The 24,221-nt window shown below is 48.3% G+C and carries 22 protein-coding genes; all 22 read left to right on the plus strand.

Annotation, left to right across the window (positions count from 1 at the left end; genetic code table 11):
• Positions 1-13: 13 nt before the first annotated feature.
• The 22 genes from AYO36_RS04910 (at position 14) to pnp (ending at position 24,180) form a co-directional block, all read left to right on the plus strand.
• The gene (locus AYO36_RS04910) at positions 14-787 is read left to right on the plus strand and encodes a FliA/WhiG family RNA polymerase sigma factor (RefSeq protein WP_047393832.1); all 774 of its coding nucleotides are present in this window, start codon (positions 14-16) and stop codon (positions 785-787) included.
• Between the two features lie 11 nt (positions 788-798).
• Positions 799-1,227: a hypothetical protein gene (locus tag AYO36_RS04915; protein ID WP_064299659.1), complete on the plus strand. Its 429-nt coding sequence runs from the start codon at positions 799-801 to the stop codon at positions 1,225-1,227.
• Positions 1,228-1,356: 129 nt separating this feature from the next.
• Positions 1,357-2,091, plus strand: coding sequence for a 30S ribosomal protein S2 (gene rpsB / locus AYO36_RS04920; RefSeq protein WP_012370721.1), 735 nt, complete (start codon positions 1,357-1,359; stop codon positions 2,089-2,091).
• Between the two features lie 82 nt (positions 2,092-2,173).
• Positions 2,174-3,055 (plus strand): translation elongation factor Ts, encoded by an 882-nt coding sequence (tsf, locus tag AYO36_RS04925; protein ID WP_023468693.1) that lies wholly within the window; start codon positions 2,174-2,176, stop codon positions 3,053-3,055.
• Positions 3,056-3,166: 111 nt separating this feature from the next.
• On the plus strand, positions 3,167-3,886 hold the full coding sequence (gene pyrH, locus AYO36_RS04930; RefSeq protein WP_029342047.1) for a UMP kinase: 720 nt from the start codon (positions 3,167-3,169) through the stop codon (positions 3,884-3,886).
• A gap of 1 nt (position 3,887) precedes the next feature.
• Positions 3,888-4,445 carry a ribosome recycling factor gene (frr, locus tag AYO36_RS04935; protein WP_023468691.1) on the plus strand — a complete coding sequence of 186 codons (558 nt, stop codon included), beginning with the start codon at positions 3,888-3,890 and terminating at the stop codon, positions 4,443-4,445.
• Between the two features lie 79 nt (positions 4,446-4,524).
• On the plus strand, positions 4,525-5,265 hold the full coding sequence (locus AYO36_RS04940) for an undecaprenyl pyrophosphate synthase (protein ID WP_029342046.1): 741 nt from the start codon (positions 4,525-4,527) through the stop codon (positions 5,263-5,265).
• Between the two features lie 19 nt (positions 5,266-5,284).
• On the plus strand, positions 5,285-6,085 hold the full coding sequence (locus AYO36_RS04945) for a phosphatidate cytidylyltransferase (RefSeq protein ID WP_029342045.1): 801 nt from the start codon (positions 5,285-5,287) through the stop codon (positions 6,083-6,085).
• 14 nt (positions 6,086-6,099) lie between these two features.
• Entirely contained in the window at positions 6,100-7,254 is a 1,155-nt protein-coding gene (locus AYO36_RS04950; protein ID WP_064299660.1) for a 1-deoxy-D-xylulose-5-phosphate reductoisomerase, read from the plus strand.
• A 14-nt stretch (positions 7,255-7,268) separates the two neighbouring features.
• Positions 7,269-8,510, plus strand: a complete 1,242-nt coding sequence (gene rseP / locus AYO36_RS04955) for an RIP metalloprotease RseP (RefSeq protein ID WP_023468687.1) — start codon at positions 7,269-7,271, stop codon at positions 8,508-8,510.
• 34 nt (positions 8,511-8,544) lie between these two features.
• Positions 8,545-10,245 (plus strand): proline--tRNA ligase, encoded by a 1,701-nt coding sequence (locus AYO36_RS04960; RefSeq protein WP_050677461.1) that lies wholly within the window; start codon positions 8,545-8,547, stop codon positions 10,243-10,245.
• Between the two features lie 147 nt (positions 10,246-10,392).
• A complete protein-coding gene (locus tag AYO36_RS04965) occupies positions 10,393-14,664 on the plus strand; it encodes a PolC-type DNA polymerase III (protein ID WP_197273421.1) in 4,272 nt (1,423 codons plus the stop codon).
• A 129-nt stretch (positions 14,665-14,793) separates the two neighbouring features.
• Positions 14,794-15,261 (plus strand): ribosome maturation factor RimP, encoded by a 468-nt coding sequence (rimP, locus tag AYO36_RS04970; RefSeq protein WP_023468684.1) that lies wholly within the window; start codon positions 14,794-14,796, stop codon positions 15,259-15,261.
• A 17-nt stretch (positions 15,262-15,278) separates the two neighbouring features.
• Positions 15,279-16,388 (plus strand): transcription termination factor NusA, encoded by a 1,110-nt coding sequence (nusA, locus tag AYO36_RS04975; RefSeq protein ID WP_023468683.1) that lies wholly within the window; start codon positions 15,279-15,281, stop codon positions 16,386-16,388.
• A gap of 3 nt (positions 16,389-16,391) precedes the next feature.
• Positions 16,392-16,661 carry an RNase P modulator RnpM gene (rnpM, locus tag AYO36_RS04980; protein ID WP_023468682.1) on the plus strand — a complete coding sequence of 90 codons (270 nt, stop codon included), beginning with the start codon at positions 16,392-16,394 and terminating at the stop codon, positions 16,659-16,661.
• Entirely contained in the window at positions 16,654-16,956 is a 303-nt protein-coding gene (locus AYO36_RS04985) for a YlxQ family RNA-binding protein (protein ID WP_023468681.1), read from the plus strand. The genes rnpM and AYO36_RS04985 overlap by 8 nt, the downstream gene beginning before the upstream one ends.
• Before the next feature lie 15 nt (positions 16,957-16,971).
• The gene (gene infB / locus AYO36_RS04990; protein ID WP_050677459.1) at positions 16,972-19,143 is read left to right on the plus strand and encodes a translation initiation factor IF-2; all 2,172 of its coding nucleotides are present in this window, start codon (positions 16,972-16,974) and stop codon (positions 19,141-19,143) included.
• Positions 19,144-19,182: 39 nt separating this feature from the next.
• Positions 19,183-19,524, plus strand: a complete 342-nt coding sequence (rbfA, locus tag AYO36_RS04995; RefSeq protein WP_023468679.1) for a 30S ribosome-binding factor RbfA — start codon at positions 19,183-19,185, stop codon at positions 19,522-19,524.
• Positions 19,525-19,574: 50 nt separating this feature from the next.
• Entirely contained in the window at positions 19,575-20,483 is a 909-nt protein-coding gene (gene truB, locus AYO36_RS05000; protein ID WP_023468678.1) for a tRNA pseudouridine(55) synthase TruB, read from the plus strand.
• Positions 20,484-20,499: 16 nt separating this feature from the next.
• Complete coding sequence (locus AYO36_RS05005; RefSeq protein WP_064299661.1) at positions 20,500-21,429, plus strand: bifunctional riboflavin kinase/FAD synthetase; 930 nt, start codon at positions 20,500-20,502, stop codon at positions 21,427-21,429.
• Positions 21,430-21,552: 123 nt separating this feature from the next.
• Positions 21,553-21,822: a 30S ribosomal protein S15 gene (rpsO, locus tag AYO36_RS05010; RefSeq protein WP_023468676.1), complete on the plus strand. Its 270-nt coding sequence runs from the start codon at positions 21,553-21,555 to the stop codon at positions 21,820-21,822.
• Positions 21,823-21,960: 138 nt separating this feature from the next.
• Positions 21,961-24,180: a polyribonucleotide nucleotidyltransferase gene (gene pnp, locus AYO36_RS05015; RefSeq protein ID WP_064299662.1), complete on the plus strand. Its 2,220-nt coding sequence runs from the start codon at positions 21,961-21,963 to the stop codon at positions 24,178-24,180.
• Positions 24,181-24,221: the final 41 nt, after the last annotated feature.

The raw sequence follows: 24,221 nt of genomic DNA on the forward strand, positions 1-24,221 counted from the left end.
AGGAGGAATGGTCATGCGTGAGGAATTACAACAACTTTGGGATCGATGGCTGACCACACGCGATATTGCGGTGGCAGACCTGTTACTTCACAATTATGAACCACTTGTTCAATACCATGTTCAGCGTTTAAGTGCGACGTTGCCTAAAAGTGTCGATCGAGACGAGTTGAAAAGTTTAGGGATGATGGGATTGTACGATGCGCTTCAAAAATTCGATCAAAATCATAATAATAAATTCGACACGTATGCCGCCTTTCGGATTCGAGGAGCTATTTTAGATGGGCTTCGTAAAATCGATTGGTTACCACGTTCCTTACGGGAAAAAGCAAAACGGGTCGAGGCAGCCGTCGAGATCCTTGAACAATCTTTGCAACGGACGCCGACGTTAGACGAAGTCTCTTCCATCGTCGACATGACACCGGACGAGGTCAAGGGTGCTTTAGCAGAAAGCTATTTTGCGAATGTATTATCGATCGATGAAGCAGTCACGCTACAGGATGAGGGGAAGGCGATGACCGTCTCCTATTTAGATCCAGATACTGCTACACCGGAAGATATGTTATTAATGCGAGAGTTGATTGCTAAACTGGCAGAGGAAGTCGAAGGGCTATCCGAAAAAGAACAACTTGTCGTCTCGTTGTTCTATTATGAAGAATTGACGCTTACTGAAATTGGTGAAGTCCTCGGGCTCTCGACTTCCCGTATTTCACAAATCCATTCAAAAGCGCTTCGTAAGTTGAAGAATGCGCTCGGAAGTGCCTACTTAGCAGATCGTGTCGCCATGTGAAAGGAAGAATTATGACTGTCGTTTATATTTTATTAGCTGCTTTAGTCTGTTATGCGCTGCTGGTGTTGTTTCGCCAGCAGGCAGCGCTTAAAGACCGAATTACCCGGTTGGAACGTGAAAAGAATGAGACGGAACAAGTGTTGCTTCATTTCATGGAGAACGTCAACGCCATGACGGAGACATCCGTAATTGAAGCGAACAAACAGGTTGATCAAGTACCGGACGCGTCTCCACAGATGGTGAAGGCGGCTACATACGAGAAATCGGAAACCGTCGAAATCGAACAATCCATTTCAAAAGAACCAACGTTAACGGATGTCAAGCAGGCGCTACGAGAAGGAGCAGATCTTGAGACGCTTGCGCGGTCTTTGAATCGTGGGACGGGAGAGGTTGCTTTGATTGCTAAACTTTCTCATCAAACGAAGGTTGCCCCTCGGTAATCTTTATGCTATATTAGTCTACGGTGTTAATTACGCACGCATGTATCGCCAGCTGCGGTGCCTTTAATAGGTTAGCTGGACAGACGATCATCGCGGAGGACATCCAAAACCCAAAAGGAGGAATTCATCATGGCAGTAATCTCGATGAAACAATTGTTAGAAGCTGGTGTACACTTCGGTCACCAAACACGCCGTTGGAACCCAAAAATGGCAAAATACATCTTCACAGAACGGAACGGAATCTACATCATCGACCTTCAAAAAACGGTCAAAAAAGTAGACGAAGCATACAACTTCATCCGTGAAGTAGCGTCTGAAGGCGGAAACGTTCTTTTCGTTGGTACGAAAAAACAAGCTCAAGACACTGTGAAAGAAGAAGCGATCCGTGCAGGTCAATACTTCATCAACGAACGTTGGTTGGGTGGAACTCTCACGAACTTCTCTACAATCAAAAAACGTATCAACCGTTTGAAACAACTCGAAAAAATGGAAGAGAACGGTACATTCGAAGTTCTTCCTAAAAAAGAAGTCATCATTCTTAAAAAAGAAATGACTCGTCTTGAGAAATTCCTCGGCGGTATCAAAGATATGCCAGGCGTTCCGGATGCACTCTTCATCGTTGACCCACGCAAAGAGCGTATCGCGATTGCAGAAGCACACAAACTCAACATCCCAATCGTTGCGATTGTTGATACTAACTGTGATCCAGACGAAATCGACTACGTCATCCCAGCGAACGACGATGCGATCCGTGCAGTCAAATTGCTCACTGGTAAAATGGCTGACGCAATCCTCGAAGTTAAACAAGGCGAAGATAACGTAGCACCTGAAACTACTGAAGAAGTAGTAGCAGACGCTGAGTAATTCGTGATGCCAGGTGATAAAGGGAATCGACCTTTTATCACCTTTTTTTTGAAACTAAGGATGTTATAAGGAGGAATATCGAATGGCTATTACAGCAGCAATGGTTAAAGAACTTCGTGAAAAAACAGGTGCAGGTATGCTCGACTGCAAAAAAGCACTCGTTGAAACTGACGGTGACATGAACGCAGCAGTAGATTTCTTGCGTGAAAAAGGGATCGCTAAAGCAGCAGCAAAAGGCGATCGTATCGCTGCTGAAGGGTTGACTGCAGTTGCAGTTGACGGTAACAAAGCGGCACTCGTCGAAATCAACTCAGAAACAGACTTCGTTGCGAAAAACGAACGTTTCCAAACACTCGTTCAAAATATCGCAGACGCTGTTCTCCGTAACGGTTCTGAGACTGCTGAAGCAGCTCTTGCTTCTGAATACGAAGCAGGTAAAACAATCGACACATACATCTCAGAAGAAGCTTCAACAATCGGAGAGAAAATCTCACTCCGTCGCGTAGCACTCTTCACAAAAGCAGATGACGCAGTCTTCGGTTCTTACCTCCACATGGGTGGACGCATCGGTTCAGTCGTCGTCATCGAAGGTACGACAGACGAAACAGTTGCAAAAGACGTTGCAATGCACATCGCAGCAGCACGTCCACTTTACGTTGACCGTACTTCTGTCACAGAAGAAGAAAAAGCGCGTGAAGAAAAAGTCCTCACTGAGCAAGCGTTGAACGAAGGAAAACCAGCTAACATCGTTGAAAAAATGATCGTTGGTCGTATGAACAAGTTCTTCGAGGAAATCTGCCTCGTCGATCAAACGTTCGTCAAAGATCCAGACTTCAAAGTTGGTAAATATGTAGAATCTAAAGGCGGTAAAGTCGTGTCATTCGTACGCTTCGAAGTTGGAGAAGGTATGGAAAAACGCGAAGAGAACTTCGCTGAAGAAGTTATGAACCAACTTAAAAAATAAGAATCGGGATCATCCTGATGACAAGAGAAGGAACACGTATGCTTCAATCCACTTTCGTGTGGAAGTGGTTCGTGTTCCTTTTTTACGGAATTTAGCAAGGGGGACATAGTCATGCAACCGAAATATAACCGGATTGTGTTAAAATTGAGCGGAGAAGCGCTCGCAGGAGATCAAGGGTTTGGGATCAATCCTGTCATCGTCAAATCTATCTCGGAACAGATTCGCGAATTAGTTGAATTGAACGTTGAAGTAGCGGTCGTCGTCGGAGCTGGAAACATTTGGCGTGGCAAAACAGGTGCAGAACTTGGGATGGACCGGGCCAACGCCGATTATATGGGGATGCTAGCGACAGTCATGAACTCGCTTGCGCTTCAAGACAGCTTAGAAGATGTAGGTGTTGAAACACGTGTTCAAACATCAATCGAGATGCGCCAAGTAGCAGAACCGTACATTCGCCGTCGTGCGATGCGTCACCTTGAAAAAGGACGCGTCGTCATCTTTGCAGCAGGTACAGGGAATCCGTACTTCTCGACAGATACGACAGCTGCTCTTCGTGCAGCTGAAATTGAAGCAGAGGTCATCTTGATGGCGAAAAACAACGTTGATGGTGTCTACTCAGCTGACCCGAATGTTGATCCAGAAGCGAAGAAGTTCGAAACGCTCTCTTACTTGGATGTCTTAAAGGATGGACTTCAAGTCATGGATTCTACAGCAACATCACTTTGTATGGACAATGACATCCCGCTCATCGTCTTCTCGTTGATGGAAGAAGGTAACATCAAACGTGTCGTCATCGGTGACGAAATCGGGACAATCGTAAGGGGGAAATAATATGTCAAAAGAAATCTTAAAACAAGCCGAAGAACGGATGGAAAAAGCACATCTTTCACTTAAGAAAGAACTTGCGACACTCCGCGCAGGTCGTGCGAACGTTGCGATTTTAGATCCTGTTCAAGTCGAATACTACGGTTCACCGACACCGCTCAATCAAGTAGCGAACGTCAACACACCAGAAGCACGTCTTATCTTGATCACTCCATGGGATAAATCAATGGTAAGCGAGATTGAAAAAGCGATTCAACGTGCTGATCTTGGTCTTGCGCCATCATCTGATGGTACAGTCATCCGTCTTGCGATTCCACCACTAACGGAAGAGCGCCGGAAGGAACTCGTCAAACTCGTCAAGAAGTATACGGAAGAAGGTAAGGTCGCCCTCCGTAACATTCGTCGTGATACGAACGAGCAGTTAAAGAAACAAGAAAAAGATGGTGCATTGACAGAAGATGATTTGCGTGGCTACACAGAAGATGTTCAGACGTTGACAGACAAGTTCGTTAAACAACTTGATCAGACAGCAACGGAAAAAGAACAAGAAATCATGGAAGTATGACGCGACGGATCGTCATGGGGGGGACTCTTTGTCACACGAAGAGTCCCTTTCTTCATAATTGAGAGAGGAGGAAGTGCGGATGTTTCAATGGTTGAATCAGACGAAAGAAACCGAAACCTATGACCGGGTGCCTGAGCACGTCGCTATCATCATGGATGGAAACGGTAGATGGGCACAAAAGCGCGGACTTCCGCGTATCATGGGACATCGCGAAGGCATGAAATCGATTCGTGAGGTCGTTCGGGTTGCAAATGAACTCGGCGTTAAGAGTCTGACATTATACGCCTTCTCGACGGAGAATTGGACGCGTCCGGAAGAAGAAGTGAGTTTTCTCATGAAACTGCCGGCACAATTTCTAGAGTCGGATTTAAAAGAGTTAGACGCGCAAAATGTCAAAGTCGAGGTAGCAGGAGAAGTGTCACGCCTCCCTCATTTCACACGTGAGGCAGTGGAACAAGCGAAACTGGATACGCAACACAATACAGGACTTCGTCTGATTTTCGCTCTGAATTATGGAGGACGCGATGAGCTCGTGCAAGTCATGCAAAAACTGGGCGCACAGGTTCAGGCAGGAACATTGTCACCGGACGCGATTACACCGGAGACGATCGAGCGCGAGCTAATGACAGGATCCGTAACCGATGTCGATTTCGTGATTCGAACGAGTGGCGAACAACGGTTATCGAACTTCTTACTTTGGCAAGCGGCGTACGCAGAGTTTTATTTTACAGATGTCTTGTGGCCAGAGTTCCGTCGGGATGCTTTCTTGGCAGCAATTGAAGATTACAATCAACGGACACGCCGATTTGGCGGCGTCTGATTAAATGAGGAACTAGCTTATGAAAACTCGGATTATCACAGGGATATGGGCAGGCGCCATCTTTTTGGCGCTTTTGTACATCGGTGGACTTCCCTTTTTAGCGTTTATGGCAATACTAACGATTCTCGGTTATACCGAGCTCGTCCGGATGCGACAATGGAGCGGTTCGCGCATTCCACGGATTTTATTCGGGATCGGCACATTATTACCATTCGTCGGTATCTATGAAGAGGCAGTCGATCGGACACTCCCAATCGGACTTTCACCAATCGCTTGGGCAATGATCATTTTATTGATCGGTCTCTTTTGGAATGTGTTTTCGAAAAATGTCTTTACGTTCGATGATGTCGCCTTTTTACTGCTGACTGCGGTTTATGTCGGTGTCGGTTTTGCATCGTTCGCCTACATCCGTTTACTCGAACATGGATTAACGTGGTCGCTCTTGATCATTCTCTTGATCTGGTTTACGGATTCAGGGGCGTACTTCGTCGGGAAACGATTTGGTAAGAATAAACTGTGGCCGTCAATCAGCCCGAACAAAACGATTGAAGGGGCAGTCGGTGGCGTGCTACTTGCCATCTTACTCGGTGTCGTGTTTGAAAGTATCGAACCGACAGTCGGTTTTGGGAAAGTCATTGTCCTTGCCATCATCGTTGCCGTCGTTGGGCAACTTGGTGACTTGGTCCAGTCCGCTTACAAACGCCATTATGGTGTGAAGGATTCTGGAACGTTACTACCGGGCCATGGTGGTATTCTAGATCGGTTCGACAGCATGATGATCGTCTTTACGGTCCTCGTCGTACTCGATATCTTTGCTTGAGGAGGCACTTCATTATGAAGAAAATCAGTATCATCGGTGGAACGGGATCGATTGGTACGCAGACACTTGATGTCATTGCGGCTAATCCAGACCTTTTTGAATTGACGAGTTTTGCATTTGGTCGCAACACGGCGGTCGCCGTACCGTGGTTGAATCGTTTGCAACCGATGCTTGTCGGAGTTCAAGATGAGACAACACGTCAAGAACTCGAGCAGCAGTTGAGTTATCAGCCGACGATCGTCATCGGTGAAGAAGGATTGCTTGATGTCGTGACGCATCCTGAAGTCGATACAGTCATTACAGCGGTCGTAGGAGCTGTTGGCTTACGTCCGACGCTTGCCGCGATCGAGGCGGGTAAGACGATTGGTCTTGCGAACAAAGAAACACTCGTCACGGCAGGGCACCTTGTCATGAAGCTCGCGCGCGAAAAAAACGTGACGATTTTACCAGTCGATAGTGAGCATGCGGCGATTTTCCAATGCTTGAACGGTGAGCGGCGAGAAGATGTCCGTCAAATCATCTTGACGGCGTCAGGCGGAAGCTTCCGTGATCAATCACGTGAAGAACTGGCAGACGTGACGGTCGAACAAGCACTAGCGCATCCGAACTGGTCGATGGGAGCAAAAATCACGATTGATTCCGCGACGATGATGAACAAAGGGTTCGAAGTCATTGAAGCACACTGGTTATTTGATGTCGACTATGCGGATATCGATGTCGTCATTCACCGTGAATCCATCATCCACTCGATGGTCGAATTCAACGATGGGGCTGTCATGGCTCAGCTTGGTATGCCCGACATGCGAGAACCGATTCAGTACGCTCTTACATATCCGTCCCGCCTTGAAATCCAAGGGGGAGAACGGTTAAACTTAAAGGAAATCGGACGCTTACACTTTGCTGATGCATCATTTGAGCGTTATCCGTTGTTACGACTTGCTTTTGAAGCGGGTCAAGCCGGCGGATCGATGCCATCAGTACTCAATGCTGCGAACGAACAAGCGGTGGACCGTTTCTTAAAAGGGGACATTCGCTTTTTAGAAATCGAAGCGAGCGTCGAGGCGGCGCTTCAAGCTCATGAGCTTATCGAGGAGCCTTCTTTGGATCAAATCCTTGAAGCTGATCGATGGGCGCGTGAGTTCGTATCGTCTCTTACATTCGCTAACTAAGGATGGGATAAGTAATGACGACCTTTATTTCAATCGTGCTGATGTTCGGTGTACTCGTCGCCGTCCATGAATGGGGTCATCTCGTAATGGCGAAGCGGGCAGGTATTCTCTGTCGGGAATTCGCGATTGGATTTGGACCGAAGATCTTTTCAGTGTTTAAGAATGAGACGTTGTATACGGTACGCCTGTTGCCGATTGGCGGTTACGTCAAGATGGCGGGTGAAGAACCTGAACTCGTAGAGATCAAATCAGGTCAAACCGTTGGATTACAGTTAAAGGACGGCGTCATCGAGACGATTTATTTCGATGCGGATCAGCCACAAGTCGATCAAGTCGTTACTGTCGAGCGGATTGACTTGTTGCGTCAACTCGAACTCGTTGGGTTACAAGACGAGACATCGGTTCGCTATCCTGTCTCACCGACAGCATTTCTTGTCGAAGGTCAGACACGGACACAAATTGCGCCATATGACCGCACATTTGGTTCGAAATCCGTATGGAAACGCGTCCTTGCGATTGCTGCAGGACCGTTCATGAACTTTGTCCTTGCGTTCGTCATTTTATTCGGTCTTGCCTTATATAATGGTTCTCCGACAGGGGAAAGCGTCATCGGAACAGTACAAAAAGGTTCACCTGCCGATCAAGCAGGACTTGTTGAAGGTGACCGGATTATCTCGGTCAACGGACAGGATACAGCAAAATGGACAGATTTACGTGCTGGATTCCAAGATCGTGCTGGGAAAGCGACAGAAGTAAAATATGAGCGTGATGGAAAAGAGACGACAACTGAGATCACGCCAAAAGTGCAACAGCAAGGGGAACAGAAGGTTGGCATCATCGGTGTCACGAATGAGACAGAAAAATCATTCGGAACAGCACTACAAACGGGCGTTTCAGAAACATGGCGGATGTCGACGCTTATCGTCGGAGCTGTTGGAGATCTCGTAACGGGTGTCGTTGGCGTCGATCAATTATCAGGACCAGTCGGGATCGTCAAAATGACCGATCAGGTCGCAGATAGTGGGTTCTCGATGCTATTGACATGGACAGCATTGTTGTCCGTCAACTTAGCAGTCTTCAACTTATTGCCACTTCCAGCACTTGACGGAGGACGATTGTTGTTCCTCTTCCTTGAAGCCTTACGCGGTAAACCAGTTGATCCTCAAAAAGAAGGATTGGTTCACTTCGTCGGTTTTGCGCTTTTGATGCTACTCATGCTCGTCGTCACTTGGAACGACATTCAAAAATTCTTTTAATTAATCACTCAGTCAAAGGAGTTCGTGACTCATTATGAAACAATCAAAACTATTCATGCCAACGTTGCGTGAAGTACCATCTGATGCAGAAGCCATCAGTCACCAACTCTTGCTTCGTGCAGGATTCATGCGTCAAAATGCCGCTGGGATCTATTCGTATCTACCACTCGCAAAACGAGTACTCGCAAACATCGAGACGATCATCCGCGAGGAATTAGAAGCGGCGGGTGCGCAAGAATTACTGATGCCAGCGATTCAACCAGCTGAACTATGGGAAGAAACAGGACGCTGGGATATCTATGGACCTGAATTAATGCGCTTGACGGATCGTCATGATCGCCGGTTCGCGCTCGGAGCGACGCACGAGGAACTGATCACTTCAATCGTTCGCGATGAATTGAACTCGTACAAAAAGTTACCGGTCAATCTCTTCCAGATTCAAATGAAGTACCGTGACGAACGTCGTCCACGTTTCGGTTTATTACGTGGTCGTGAGTTCATCATGAAGGACGCTTATTCGTTCCATTCTTCACAAGAGAGCTTAGACGAAGAGTATCAAAACATGTTTGATACGTATTCGCGGATCTTCACACGTGTTGGTCTTGAGTTCCGTCCAGTCGTCGCTGACTCAGGTGCGATTGGTGGTAGTGGAACACATGAGTTCCATGCGTTAGCAGCAATCGGTGAAGATACGATCGTCTACTCGGACCAATCGGATTATGCAGCGAACTTAGAGATGGCAGAGTCCATCGATGCCTATCCGAAGCAAGACAAAGCACCAGAAGCACTTGAAGAAGTGCATACGGCAGATGCGAAGACGATCGAAGCGGTCAGCGCACATCTGAATTTACCAGCAAACGAATCAATCAAGACCGTCATCTTCAAGACGGAGCAAGGGCTTGTCATGGCACTCGTCCGGGGCGATCACGAAGTCAACGATATCAAGTTGAAAAACTATCTGGGAGCACTCGACATCACGATGGCGAGCGACGAAGAGATTGAAGCAGCGCTTCACTCAACGCCTGGAACACTCGGACCAATCGGGGCAGACATGAAGATCGTCGCCGATTACGCGATTCGTGCCTTGACGAACGCTGTCTGTGGTGCAAACAAAGCGGAAACGCATTATATCCATGTCGACCCAAGTCGTGATTTCGAAGCAGAATATACAGACTTGCGCTTCGTTGAAGAAGGTGACGCGTCACCAGACGGCAACGGAAACGTTAAATTCGCACGTGGCATCGAAGTCGGTCAAGTCTTCAAACTCGGAACACGTTACTCTGAAGGAATGGGAGCGACGTTCCTCGATGAAGGCGGTAAAGCACAACCACTCATCATGGGATGTTACGGCATCGGTGTCTCGCGGACATTGTCGGCAGTCGTCGAACAGCATTATGATGAGCGTGGGATCATTTGGCCAAAAGCGATCGCACCATACGATGTCCATTTGATCGTCGTCAATGGTAAAAATGCGGAACAGCTTGAACTCGGAGAAACACTATACCGTGAGTTGACAGCTGCAGGTTTTAGCGTCCTACTTGACGACCGGAAAGAACGAGCAGGCGTCAAATTCGCCGATGCGGATTTGATCGGTCTACCGGTTCGCTTGAACGTCGGCAAAAAAGCGGCAGAAGGAATCGTCGAATTAAAAGCCCGTCGTGGTGGCGATGCAGAAGAAATTGGACAAGAACAAGTCGTTGAGGCTGTTCGTTCACTCTATGAAGGTTTAGAATAAAGAATGGAGACGGTCACTTTTCATAAAGTGACTGTTTTCTTGTCTCACACCCATTCGCCCCTTGGGCAATCCGCAAGAGGAGGAGGAGTTGCTGTCACGGTGTGAAGCGATCAGACAGCACAATTGCGAGTGGATACACAACAACGCATGTCACTGTTGCTTAGTGACTTGGAATTACCGAATGGTATCATTGAAGAATACTTTAACGAAGCAGTTCTTGAGAAGCTTCGCGTCAATAAAGCAAAAGCAACCTGGACATTTGAGATCCGCTTGCCACAGGTTTTGCCACAAAACGTCTATCAACTCTTTACGAGTCGCTTGATAAGTCGGTATCAGCAATTCGCCGAAGTCAAGGTCATCCTATACGCGGATGGTCGACCAGACGAACGCCTGTATCATGATTACTGGCCATACGTCGTGCAGGATCTCGCAGATGTCTCATCGGCGATGCGGACACAACTTGGACGGGTCTTACCGGAGTTCAAAGAACAGAAATTATTCATTCCGGTCCGGAGTGAACCGGAAGCAGGATTCTTAAAAAGTAGCTTATGTGGTGAGTTGCAGTTACTTTACAGTGCTTACGGATTTCCGAAATTCAACTGTGAACCGATTGTTCAAATCAACGAATCGAAACAAGAAGCGTTGCGCAATCAGGTGAAACAGGAAGACATGGAAGAAGCAAAACGGATGCTCGAGTTGCAATTCAAGCGGGAACAATCGCGGGATGACGATGAAGGACCGGTTGAGATCCGGATCGGGAAACCAATTCAAGATGAGATTGTCCCGATTAAGACGATCCAAGATGAGGAACGACGGATTGCGATCCGTGGTCTCGTCTTCTCGGCAGAGAGTCGTGAACTACGAAGTGGAAAGACGATCTTTACGTTTAAGATGACGGATTATACGGACTCCCTCGTCGTCAAGATGTTTGCGCGTGACGAAACAGACGTCAAGATCCTCTCAGCCATCAAAAAAGGCATGTGGATTCAAGCGGCAGGTCGCGTTGAGTTCGATACGTTCCTGCGCGATCTTTGTATGATGATTGCCCAACTGTCAGAGGTGAAGATGGAAGCCCCTGCTGACCCTTGGGCAGGCGAGAAGCGTGTCGAGTTACATGCGCACTCGCAAATGAGTCAAATGGACGCCGTCATGAACGTGACGAAATACGTTGAACGCGCGGCGAAATGGGGTCATCCTGCTGTTGCGATCACGGATCACGCGGGTGCACAAAGTTTCCCGGATGCCTACTATGCCGGAAAGAAAAACGATATCAAAGTATTGTACGGAATCGAAGCGAACGTCGTCGATGATGGGGTGCAAGTCGCCTATCATCCGGTGGAACGTAACTTAGATGACGCGACATTCGTCGTCTTTGACGTCGAGACGACTGGTTTATCCGCGATGTACAACAAGATCATCGAACTTGCAGCCGTCAAAATCCACGACGGTGATATCATCGATAAGTTCGAAGCATTCGCGGATCCGAAGCATCTGTTGTCGGCGACGACGATTGATTTGACAGGGATCACCGATGATATGGTCCGCGGAAAACCAGATCCGGAACAAGTCGTCAAGGAATTCATGGACTGGGTCGGCGACTCGATTCTCGTTGCCCATAATGCTTCGTTTGATATCGGATTCTTGAATGCGACGCTACGATCCGGTGGACACGATGAATCGGTCTTGCCGGTCATTGATACGCTTGAGCTAGCCCGTGTCTTGATGCCGACGCTAAAAAACCACCGATTGAACACACTCGCGAAACGATTTGACATCGAATTGACGCAGCATCACCGCGCCATCTATGACGCGGAAGCGACAGGCTATTTGATGGTCAAATTACTTCAAATGGCAGATGAGATGTTCGACATGAAGACACACGCCTCGCTCAACCGGGAGATGGGGAAAGATATCTCGCGGGCACGACCATACCACGCGACGGTCTATGCGAAGAACCGGACAGGCTTGAAGAATCTGTACCAATTGATTTCGATTGCTCACACGAAACACGTGCACCGTGTCGTCCGCACACCGCGCTCGCAACTCGTCGCGCACCGGGATGGATTGATCATTGGATCAGCTTGCGATAATGGCGAAGTGTTTGATGCCGCCTTGAACAAGTCGGACGAAGATTTAGCGAAAGTGATGCAGTTCTATGATTTCATCGAGATTCAGCCACCCGCGATGTATGGACATTTGATCGAACGGGAAATCGTTCAGAATGAACTCGAACTGCGCGAACTGATTAAAAAGATCATCCGCGTCGCGGAAGAACATGATATCTTACCAGTCGCGACAGGGAATGTGCATTACCTCGATCAACATGATGCCACGTACCGGGAGATTTTGATCCGGACGCAAGGTGGAGCGAACATGCTGAACATGCGAAAGCAATTGCCGCCGGCGCACTTCCGGACGACGAAGGAAATGATGGACGACTTCAAGTTCCTCGGACCGGATGTGTCGGAACGTCTCGTCATCACGAACAGTCAAGCCGTCGCGGAACAGTTCGAGAACATCGACATCATTCCAAAAGATCTCTATACACCGAAGATCGAAGGGGCAGATGAAGAAGTCCGAAACTTGTCGTACGATATGGCGCACCGGATTTACGGCGACACGTTACCAGAAATCGTCGAAGCCCGACTCGAAAAAGAGTTGAAGTCGATCATCGGTCACGGATTCGCCGTCATCTATCTGATTTCCCATAAACTCGTTAAAAAGTCACTTGACGACGGCTATTTGGTAGGTTCACGGGGATCGGTCGGATCAAGTCTCGTTGCGACGATGACCGAGATCACGGAAGTCAATCCATTACCACCGCATTATGTCTGTCCAAATTGTAAGGAATCGGAGTTCTTCGATGATGGTTCCGTTGGTTCGGGATTCGACTTACCGGATAAATCCTGTTCGAAATGTGATATCCCGTTGTTTAAGGATGGTCATGACATTCCGTTCGAGACGTTCCTTGGATTTAAAGGGGATAAAGTACCGGATATCGATTTGAACTTCAGTGGAGAATACCAGCCGCAAGCCCATGCCTATACGAAAGTCTTGTTCGGTGACGATTACGTCTATCGTGCCGGAACGATCGGAACGATCGCCGAGAAGACGGCGTATGGCTATGTCAAAGGGTATCAGTCGGAGAATGAGCTGACGTATCGGAATGCGGAAGTCGATCGTCTCGTCAGTGGTGTCACCGGTGTCAAACGAACGACCGGGCAACACCCAGGTGGGATCATCGTCGTACCGGACTATATGGATATTTATGATATTAGTCCGATTCAGTATCCGGCAGACGATATGGGTTCTGAATGGAAGACGACACACTTCGACTTCCACTCGATTCACGATAACTTACTCAAACTCGATATCCTCGGTCACGATGACCCGACGATGATCCGGATGCTACAGGATTTATCAGGACGAGATCCAAAGACGATTCCTGTCGATGACCCAGAAGTCATGAAAATCTTCAGTTCGACGGAATCGATCGGTGTGACGCCGGAACAGATTGATTCGAAAACAGGAACGCTCGGTATTCCGGAGTTTGGAACGAAGTTCGTCCGCCAAATGTTAGAAGAGACGAAACCGACGACGTTCTCGGAACTCGTCCAGATTTCAGGACTCTCGCACGGAACGGATGTCTGGCTCGGAAACGCCAGCGAATTGATTTACAACGGAACATGTGAACTAAAAGACGTCATCGGTTGTCGAGATGACATCATGGTCTACTTGATCTACGCCGGTCTTGAACCGTCGCTTGCCTTTAAAATCATGGAGTCGGTCCGAAAAGGGAAAGGACTCTCGATTGACATGGAAGAGGCGATGATCGAGAACGATGTACCGCTTTGGTATATCGATTCTTGTAAAAAAATCAAGTACATGTTCCCAAAAGCCCACGCTGCCGCCTACGTCTTGATGGCCGTCCGGATTGCTTACTATAAGGTCCACCATCCGATGTATTACTACGCTTCGTACTTTACGGTTCGTGCGGGTGACTTTGATATCGGTGCGATGAATAAAGGCTCTGCTGCCGTTCGGAAAGTCTTGCAAGACATCAAGGATAAAGGATTTGAAGCGACGGCGAAGGATAAAGGGCTGTATACGGTTCTTGAAATCGCGCTTGAGATGATCGAACGTGGCTTTACGTTCCAAAAGGTCGATCTCTACCGCTCAAGTGCAACGGAATTCCTCATTGACGGAGATACGTTGTTACCACCTTTTAATGCTGTGACAGGTCTCGGGACGAATGCAGCGAAGCAGATCGTCGAAGCACGTAAAGGCGGCGAATTCCTCTCGAAGGAAGACCTCCAAAAACGCGCTAAGTTATCGAAATCGATCATTGAGACGCTCGATAACCTAGGCTGTCTCGAAGGGTTACCGGACGAGAATCAGCTCTCCTTGTTCGACTTGTAAGCCCTTAGGAACACTTGCTTTGAGCGCTTTCCTATGCTATATTGAGTGAGGAAATGTTTTTTATACTACGACTTGGAAGGAGTAGGGGGACCTGCTCCTTTCTTGTTTGTTTTTTGAAGGAGGATGAAGATGACGAACGTAACGGAAAAGGTCGAAGCGCTCGCAAAACCAATCGTCGAACGAGAGGGGATGGAGCTAGTCGACGTTGAATTCGTCAAAGAAGGGGCGGATTGGTTCCTACGTGTCTCCATCGACAAAGAGGGTGGCGTGGATCTTGAAGACTGCGTCAAAATCAATGAACAGTTATCGGAAGCATTGAATGACAATGATCCGATCGACGAGCCGTATTACCTCGACGTCGCTAGTCCAGGAGCGGAACGTCCATTGAAGAAAGACGAGGACTTCGAAAAGGCGATTGGGAAACATGTGTACATCAAAACGCACGATCCAGTAAAGAATGCGGTTGAATTCGAAGGAACGTTGCTCGCGTACACACCTGAGATGCTTGAAATCGAAGTGCGTGTCAAAACAAGAAAATTGAAAATTGAGATACCGGTCGACAAGATTTCACTTGCGCGACTTGCGGTAATGTTCTGACGGAAAGGAAGAGAACGATGGGACCACAGTTACTCGAGGCGATCAATCAAATCGCGAAAGAGAAGGAAATTGACAAGAACATCATCATCGATGCGCTCGAACAGGCATTGATTTCAGCGTACCGACGCAACTTCGGAAAAGAATCGGAGGCTGTAAAGGTCGAATTCGACCAGCAGACAGGAGACATCCGTGTCTTCGCGCTTAAGGAAGTCGTCGAACGATTGACACAACCAGAAGAGCAACTTTCGCTTGAAGAAGCGCACGAGATCGATCCGACATATGAACTCGGCGATTTCCATAAAGTCGAAGTGACGCCAGGCGACTTCGGTCGTGTTGCAGCACAAACGGCGAAACAAATCGTCACACAAAAAATGCGTGAAGCAGAACGTGAACGTATCTACAATCACTTCGCGGATCGTGAAGACGAGATCATGACGGGTATCGTCGAACGTCAAGATGCACGGAACTTGTACGTCAACTTAGAAGGTATCGAAGCCGTCTTGACGACACACGAGCAAATGCCGAACGAGCGTTTCGGGATTCGTGATCGCATCAAGGTGTACGTCACGAAGGTTGATCCGATGGTCAAAGGATCAGGAGCATCAATTCTCGTATCACGGACACATCCAGGTCTCTTAAAACGTCTCTTCGAAATCGAAGTACCAGAGATTTCAAGTGGCGAAGTCGAAGTCAAGTCTGTTGCGCGTGAAGCGGGTGACCGTTCGAAAATCGCAGTCGCAGCTGACGACATCGATCCAGTCGGTGCATGTGTCGGGCAAAAAGGGGCACGTGTTCAACGCATCGTCAATGATTTGAACGGGGAAAAAATCGATATCGTCCGTTACTCGGATGATCCGAAAGAATATGTTGCGAATGCACTCAGCCCAGCTCAAGTCGTTGCGGTCTACGTCAACGAACCAGCGAAAGCGACGATTGTCGTCGTTCCGGATTTCCAATTGTCACTTGCCATCGGGAAACGTGGTCAAAACGCGCGTCTCGCAGCGAAGTTGACAGGCTGGAAAATCGACATCAAGAGCGAGTCTGAAGCGGAAGCGATGGATCTCGAAGATGTCTTCGCGACGGAAGAGCCGGCAGTAGAAGCGGTCCAAGTCGAAGGCGAGGAATAATTCGTGCAAAAAAAGGTACCATTACGCAAGTGTGTCATCACACAGGAAATGAAGCCGAAAAAAGAATTAATTCGCGTCGTCCGAACACCTGAACAAGAGGTCGTCATCGATTTAAATGGTAAGATGAATGGGCGAGGTGCCTATTTATCGAAAGATGCGGCAGTCATTGCGACGGCGAAGAAAAAACGGACGCTTGATCATCATTTGAAGGTCAAGACGACAGATGCCTTATACGATGAATTGCTTGAAATCGCGGGAGGTACAAATGAGTAAATGGGAATCCCTTCTCGGTCTCGCGAATCGAGCTAGGAAAGTGACGACTGGAGAAGAACTCGTACTGAAAGAAGTACGGGGAGGACAAGCGAAGCTTGTTCTTTTAGCAGCAGATGCGGGGGCTGCCACGCGTAAGAAAGTCACAGATAAATGTACGAGTTATCAAGTTCCTTACCTAGAAGTCGCCGACCGGACGATTCTCGGTCAAGCATTAGGAAAGGATGCGCGTGTTGTCGTGTCAGTCAATGAAGCCGGATTTGCGAAAAAGCTAACTGAACTCCTCTCGAACGACTAATTGGAGGTGGATCCTTTGGGTAAACGTGTATACGAATTCGCCAAGGAACAAAACGTAACAAGTAAGCAGGTCATCACCCAGCTCGAAAAGCTGGAGAAACCAGTCAAGAATCATATGGCAGTATTAGATGAACAGACAGTACAGCAACTCGATCAAGTATTTAATCCCGAGAAATATCGGGCTCAAAAGACGGAGGCTCCAAAACAAGTGAAATCAGATAATAAACCGAACCGACCAGGAAGTACAAACAAACCAGCAGGTAACCAATCACGTAACAGCAAAGGCGGACGCCCAGAATTCGGCAACCGTAACAATCGTGGCGGCAAACGTCGTCCGAACCAAAAGAAAGCAGAACCGCGTAAACTCGAAGTAGCGGATCCGAACTCGAAGTCGAGTCAACGGAAAGCAGCTCGCCGGGCTCAAGAAGAGGCGATGGCAAACGTCGTTCAATACTCTGACAACTTGACAGTCGGTGAACTTGCTGAAAAAATGGCGAAAAAACCGAATGAGCTGATCATGAAATTGATGGGTCTCGGTGTCATGGCGACGATCAACCAAGATCTTGATGACGAAACAGTCGAACTGCTCGCGACAGAGTTTGGTTTTGAAGTCGAAAAGACAGTCCAAGTCGATGAGACGGACTTTGATCAATACGAATTGAACCTTGACCAGTACGAATTGTCTGAGCGTCCACCGGTCGTTACGATCATGGGACACGTCGACCACGGTAAAACGACATTGCTCGACTCGATCCGTAACACGAAGGTCACTGCAGGCGAAGCCGGCGGGATCACGCAGCACATCGGTGCTTACCAAGTTGAGATCGACGGCAAGAAGATCACGTTCCTCGATACACCAGGTCACGCGGCGTTCACAACGATGCGTGCACGTGGAGCAGATGTCACGGATATCGCGATCATCGTCGTTGCAGCAGATGACGGTGTCATGCCACAGACGGAAGAAGCGATCAGCCACGCGAAAGCAGCTGGCGTTCCGATCATCGTCGCGGTCAACAAGATGGATAAAGAAGGCGCAAACCCTGACCGTGTCAAACAAGAATTGACAGAGTTCGAACTCGTTGCAGAAGACTGGGGCGGCGATACGATCTTCGTACCGGTTTCAGCTCTTAAAGGAGACGGTATCGACGAATTGCTCGAGATGATCCTTCTCGTTTCAGAAGTTCAAGAATACAAATCAACACCAGACATGAACGGTCGCGGAACAGTCATCGAGGCGAAACTCGATAAAGGACGCGGTCCAGTCGCTACCCTTCTCGTTCAACACGGAACACTTCGTGTCGGAGATCCAATCGTCGTCGGTCACACGTTCGGTCGTATCCGGGCAATGGTCAACGATATCGGTCGTCGTGTCAAAGAAGTTGGACCATCGACGCCAATCGAAATCACAGGTTTAAATGATGTTCCGAAAGCGGGCGATCAATTCTTCGCATTCGAAGACGAGAAAAAAGCACGCCAAATCGGTGAAGCACGTTACCAACGTGAAATCGAAGCACAACGTCGCGATTCAGCGAAAGTTAGCTTAGAAGATCTCTTTGACCGCATTAAAGAAGGCGAAGTCAAGGACCTCAACATCATCATCAAAGGTGATGTCCAAGGTTCAGTTGAAGCCTTAGCCGGTTCATTGAAGAAAATTGATGTCGAAGGTGTTAAAATTAACATCGTACACTCAGGTGTTGGTGCAATCACGGAAGGTGATGTCATCCTCGCCTCAGCAGCAAATGCGATCATCATCGGATTCAACGTTCGTCCGGATGGTAACGCGAAATCAATGGCAGATCAGGAGAAAGTCGAAATTCGTCTTCACCGGATCATCTACAATGCGATTGAAGAAATCGAGCAAGCGATGAAAGGTCTCCTTGATCCTGAGTTCGTCGAGAAAATCATCGGTCAAGCTGAAGTCCGCGATGTCATCAAAGTATCGAAAGTCGGTACGATTGCAGGTGGATATGTCACGGAAGGTAAGTTGACACGTGATGCAGGTGTCCGTGTCGTTCGTGATAGTATCGTCATCTACGAAGGAAAACTCGATACACTTCGCCGCTTTAAAGATGATGTCAAAGAAGTCGCTGCTGGTTACGAGTGTGGAATTAAGATCGAACGTTATGATGACATAAAAGTTGATGATGTCATCGAAGCGTTCATCATGGAAGAAGTCAAACGGAAGTAACAGAACGGAATCCATTCTTCCGAACTGGAGGGAACAAACATGAGTTTACGCTCGAATCGTGTCGCCGAACAGGTGCGTAAGGAAATTACGCAACTGCTCATCAAAGATGTCAAGGATCCACGCGTCAAGCCGATTACCGTCACAGGTGTCGAAGTGACAGGAGACTTGCAACAAGCGACGATCTTCTATTCAGTCCTCGGTGACGAAAAAGCACGTGAGGATGCGCGCATCGGTCTTGAAAAATCAAAAGGCTTCATGCGTAAGGAAATCGGATCGCGGATTCGTCTGCGGAAAACACCTGAACTATTGTTCGAGGTCGATTCTTCTGTCGAATACGGATCACGCATTGATGAGTTGCTTCGGAATTTGAACAAAGATTAACACCTAAGGCAACCACGCGTGTGGTTGCCTTTTTTCAAGGAGGACATCACGTGGAACCCATCGGAGTATTACCACTAGATAAACCAGCCGGCATGACGAGTCATGATTGTGTCTTTCGTCTACGTCGCTTGTTTCAGACGAAAAAAGTCGGACATACAGGGACGCTTGACCCAGAAGTAACAGGTGTCTTACCGATTTGTCTCGGTCGAGCGACGAAACTTGCCCGTTTCATCACGGATGAAGGAAAACGTTACGCGGCGGAAGTGACGATCGGTTTTGCAACGACGACAGAAGATGCACACGGAGAGATCGTTCGTGAAACACCGGTCGAACCCGAAAGTATTACTGAAGAGGCGATCGCTGATATTCTGAGCGCCTTGACAGGAGAGATCGAACAGACGCCACCGTATTATTCAGCAGTCAAAGTGAACGGGAAGAAGTTATACGAATATGCACGAAAAGGGATTGAAGTCGAGCGACCGACCCGGATCGTTCGCATCGATCGATTAGAACGGACATCGGACCTTGTGTTCGAAGATGGTCTCTGCCGATTCCGCCTCGATATCGCGTGTGGGAAAGGGACGTATATCCGGACGCTAGCAGTCGAGATCGGAGAACGACTTGGTTATGCGGCACACATGAGCGACTTACGCCGGACAGGATCTGGTGCGATTGCTGAGACGGATACCGTCACACTCGAAACACTCGAATCGTATGAGACGGTCGAAGAACGGATGCAGCACGTCCTACCGATCGAACACGTCATCCAAAAATGGCCACGATTGACGGTTGACGCAGCAACAGCGCAGCGTGTCTTGAACGGAGCCAAGCTGACAAGCATTCCAGTCGAATTCGAGCTGTTTACTGTCTATAATGAAGAGGACGTACCTTTAGCGCTATATCGACGTCTTCCAGAAGAACAGGTAGCACGCGTCGAGGTCATGCTACAAATCGATTAAGATCGGAGAGAGCATCATGGACATCATACATTTGACATATCCGGAACAGCCTCAAAAAGCCCCTGCTGTCATCGCACTTGGCTTTTTTGACGGTGTACATCTCGGACATCAGCAAGTCATCGCAGCAGCACGGAAAGAAGCGGAGGCTCGTCGCCTGCCTTTGGCTGTCATGACCTTTGATCCACATCCGAAACAAGTACTTGGTAAAGGGGATGAACCGGTCCGCTACATCACGCCGCTTGAACGTAAATTAGAGAAAATCGAACGCCTTGGTGTCGATCGTGTTTACGTCATTGAGTTCACGATTCCTTTCTCGGAATTGTCACCGCAAGCTTTCGTCGATGAATATCTGATTGCGTCTGGAGCAGAGCACGTCGTCGCTGGATTTGATTATTCCTACGGTCGCTTCGGAGCCGGAAAAATGACGACGCTTGATTTTCATAGTCGGAGCACGTTCACGCACACCGTTGTAGCAGAGTTCCAAGAAGAAGCAGAAAAAATCAGCTCAACCCGGATTCGTCGTTTACTTGCTGCAGGAGAAGTCGAACCGGCTGCACGTTTGCTTGGAGAACCCTACCAAATCAAAGGTACAATCATTCACGGTGACGCACGTGGTCGACAAATTGGCTTCCCGACAGCCAACATGCGTCCGGAATTTTCTTACGTCATTCCGAAACTCGGTGTATATGCGACATTCGTTCGCTTAGCGGACGGTCGTCGATTCAAAGCGATGACGAACGTCGGAAGACGCCCGACGTTTTATGAGACGGGAGACGTCAGTATTGAGACACATCTTCTTGACTTTGATGAGGATCTTTATGGTCAAGAATTGACGCTTGAATGGATCGCTTACTTACGCGATGAAAAAGCCTTCAATGGTATCGATCAATTGAAAGAACAATTGGCGCGGGACCGTGAAGAGGCAAATGCACGATTAAGCGTTTGACAGTACGGACAGGGTTCGTTATGATAGGTCAGTACGATCACGTACAGCCGATTCGCTTGGCATCTGGTCTCACCATCCGATGCTCGGGAATACGGTCATTCATAAGATGGAGGTGGAGTGACAATGGCACTCACAAAAGAACGTAAAAACGAAATCATCGAAGCATATGCTACGAAACAAGGCGATACTGGTTCGCCGGAAGTACAAGTTGCTGTTTTAACTGAACAGATCACAACTTTGAACGATCACTTACGTACACACAAAAAGGATCACCACTCACGTCGTGGTCTCTTGAAAATGGTCGGTCGTCGCCGTAACTTGCTCACATACCTTCGTAACAAGGATGTTGCACGTTACCGTTCGTTGATCGAGCGTCTTGGTCTCCGTCGCTAATCCCGACGAGAACGAGGTAGGGAAGCAGGAGCATCGTCTCCTGTTTCTTTTTTTTGCCGATTCATGGACTTTTTGCGCAAGAACCTACATAATTAGATTTGAATGAAAAAACGGATAGCAGTGAGAGGAGATTTGTGCATGTCACAAACAAAACAGACGTTTTCGACCGAACTCGGTGGACGTCCATTAACGATTGAAATCGGTCAATTAGCAAAACAAGCGAACGGAGCAGCATTGATTCGCTACGGCGATACAGCCGTTCTTGCTACGGTCGTTGCATCAAAACAACCGAAGGACTTAGATTTCTTTCCATTAACAGTGAACTATGAAGAAAAATTATATGCGGCAGGGAAAATCCCAGGTGGATTCCTGAAACGTGAAGGACGCCCTGGAGAGAGTGCGATCTTGACTTCGCGTCTGATCGACCGTCCGATCCGTCCATTATTCCCGGACGGTTTCCGTCACGACGTACAAGTGGCGACGACGGTCCTTTCGTCAGATGCTGATAATTCACCAGAAGTCGCTGCGATGATCGGGGCTTCGATTGCCCTTTCGATCTCGGATATTCCTTTCGATGGTCCAATCGCAGGCGTGACGATCGGTCGCGTCGACGGAGAGTTCGTCGTGAACCCGACTTCAGCGCAAATGGAAGTTAGCGATATCGACCTCCAAGTTGCCGGAACAAAACATGCCGTCAACATGGTCGAAGCAGGTGCGAAGGAAGTATCGGAACAAGCAATGCTTGAAGCGATCTTGCTTGGACACGATGTCATCAAGGAAATGATCGCTTTCCAAGAGGAGATCGTCGCACAAGTCGGTAAAGAGAAGTTCGAATATACGGTATCAAGCTTCGATGAGACAATCGTCAATCGCCTGAAAGCAGAAGCATTGGCAGAAGTCACACAAGCAGTTCAAGTCGAAGAAAAACAAGCACGTGACGTTGCCATCAACGAAGTCATCGCAAAATACATCGAGTTGTATGCAGCTGACGAGTCAGTCACAGCAGAACAACTAGCAGAAGTATCAGGCGTTCTCAATAAGTTCGTCAAAGACGAAGTCCGCCGTCTGATCACAGAAGATAAAGTCCGTCCGGATGGTCGTGGTCTTGCTGAGATCCGTCCACTCGATTCAGAAGTCGGTCTCTTACCACGTGCACATGGTTCAGGTCTGTTCACACGCGGTCAGACACAAGTCTTGTCTGTTGCGACACTCGGTGTTGCGGGTGACGCTCAAATCATCGATGGACTTGGTCTGAAGGAAGAGAAACGTTTCATGCACCACTATAACTTCCCGCCATTCTCAGTCGGGGAAGCACGTCCGATGCGTGCACCAGGTCGTCGTGAAATTGGTCACGGGGCACTCGGAGAACGCGCACTCTTACCAGTTCTTCCGAATGAAGTTGATTTCCCATACACGATTCGTCTCGTGTCAGAAGTTCTTGAGTCGAACGGTTCTTCATCACAGGCTTCAATCTGTGGTTCGATCCTTGCCATGATGGATGCGGGTGTTCCATTAAAAGCACCTGTCGCTGGTATTGCGATGGGCTTGATCATGGAAGGCGACAATTACTCGATCTTGACAGATATCCAAGGGATGGAAGATCATCTCGGAGATATGGACTTTAAAGTCGCTGGAACTCACGAAGGTGTCACAGCTCTGCAAATGGATATGAAAATTGGCGGAATCACGCGTCAAATCCTCGAAGAAGCACTCGAACAAGCACGTCTTGGTCGTCTGCACATTCTTGAGCATATGCAAACTGTCATCGCTGAACCACGTGTCGAATTGTCACAATACGCGCCAAAAATCGTCACACTCAAAATTAATCCAGATAAAATCCGTGATGTCATCGGACCTGGTGGTAAAGTCATCAACGGTATCATCGATGAGACAGGCGTCAAGATCGACATTGATCAAGACGGAACCGTCTTTATCGCTTCGACGGATCAAGCTGGCATCGATCGTGCCCGTCAATTGGTCGAAGATATCGTCCGTGAAGTCGTTGTCGGTGAAGAGTTCGATGGAACAGTCCGTCGCGTTGAGAAATTCGGTGCATTCGTCGAGTTATTCAAAGGAAAAGACGCACTCGTCCACATTTCGGAACTTGCACTTAACCGTGTCGGTCAAACAGAAGATGTCGTCAAACTTGGTGATAAGCTAAAAGTCCGTGTCACGGAAATCGATGACAAGGGACGCGTCAATGCTTCGCACAAAGTCCTGCTCGTCGAAGGCTTAAGCGAAGAAGATCGTGCGGCATATGAAGAAAAGAAAAAGACAGAGCGTGAGAACCGCCCGCCACGCCGGGATCAGGGTTCACGCCCACCACGTGACGGACAACGTCCACCACGTCGTAACTAATGAATCCAAGGTGGCTCGACGGTGCAGAGAATGCAACGAGA

Source organism: Exiguobacterium sp. KKBO11 (assembly GCF_001644945.1).
Lineage (GTDB): Bacteria > Bacillota > Bacilli > Exiguobacteriales > Exiguobacteriaceae > Exiguobacterium_A > Exiguobacterium_A abrahamii.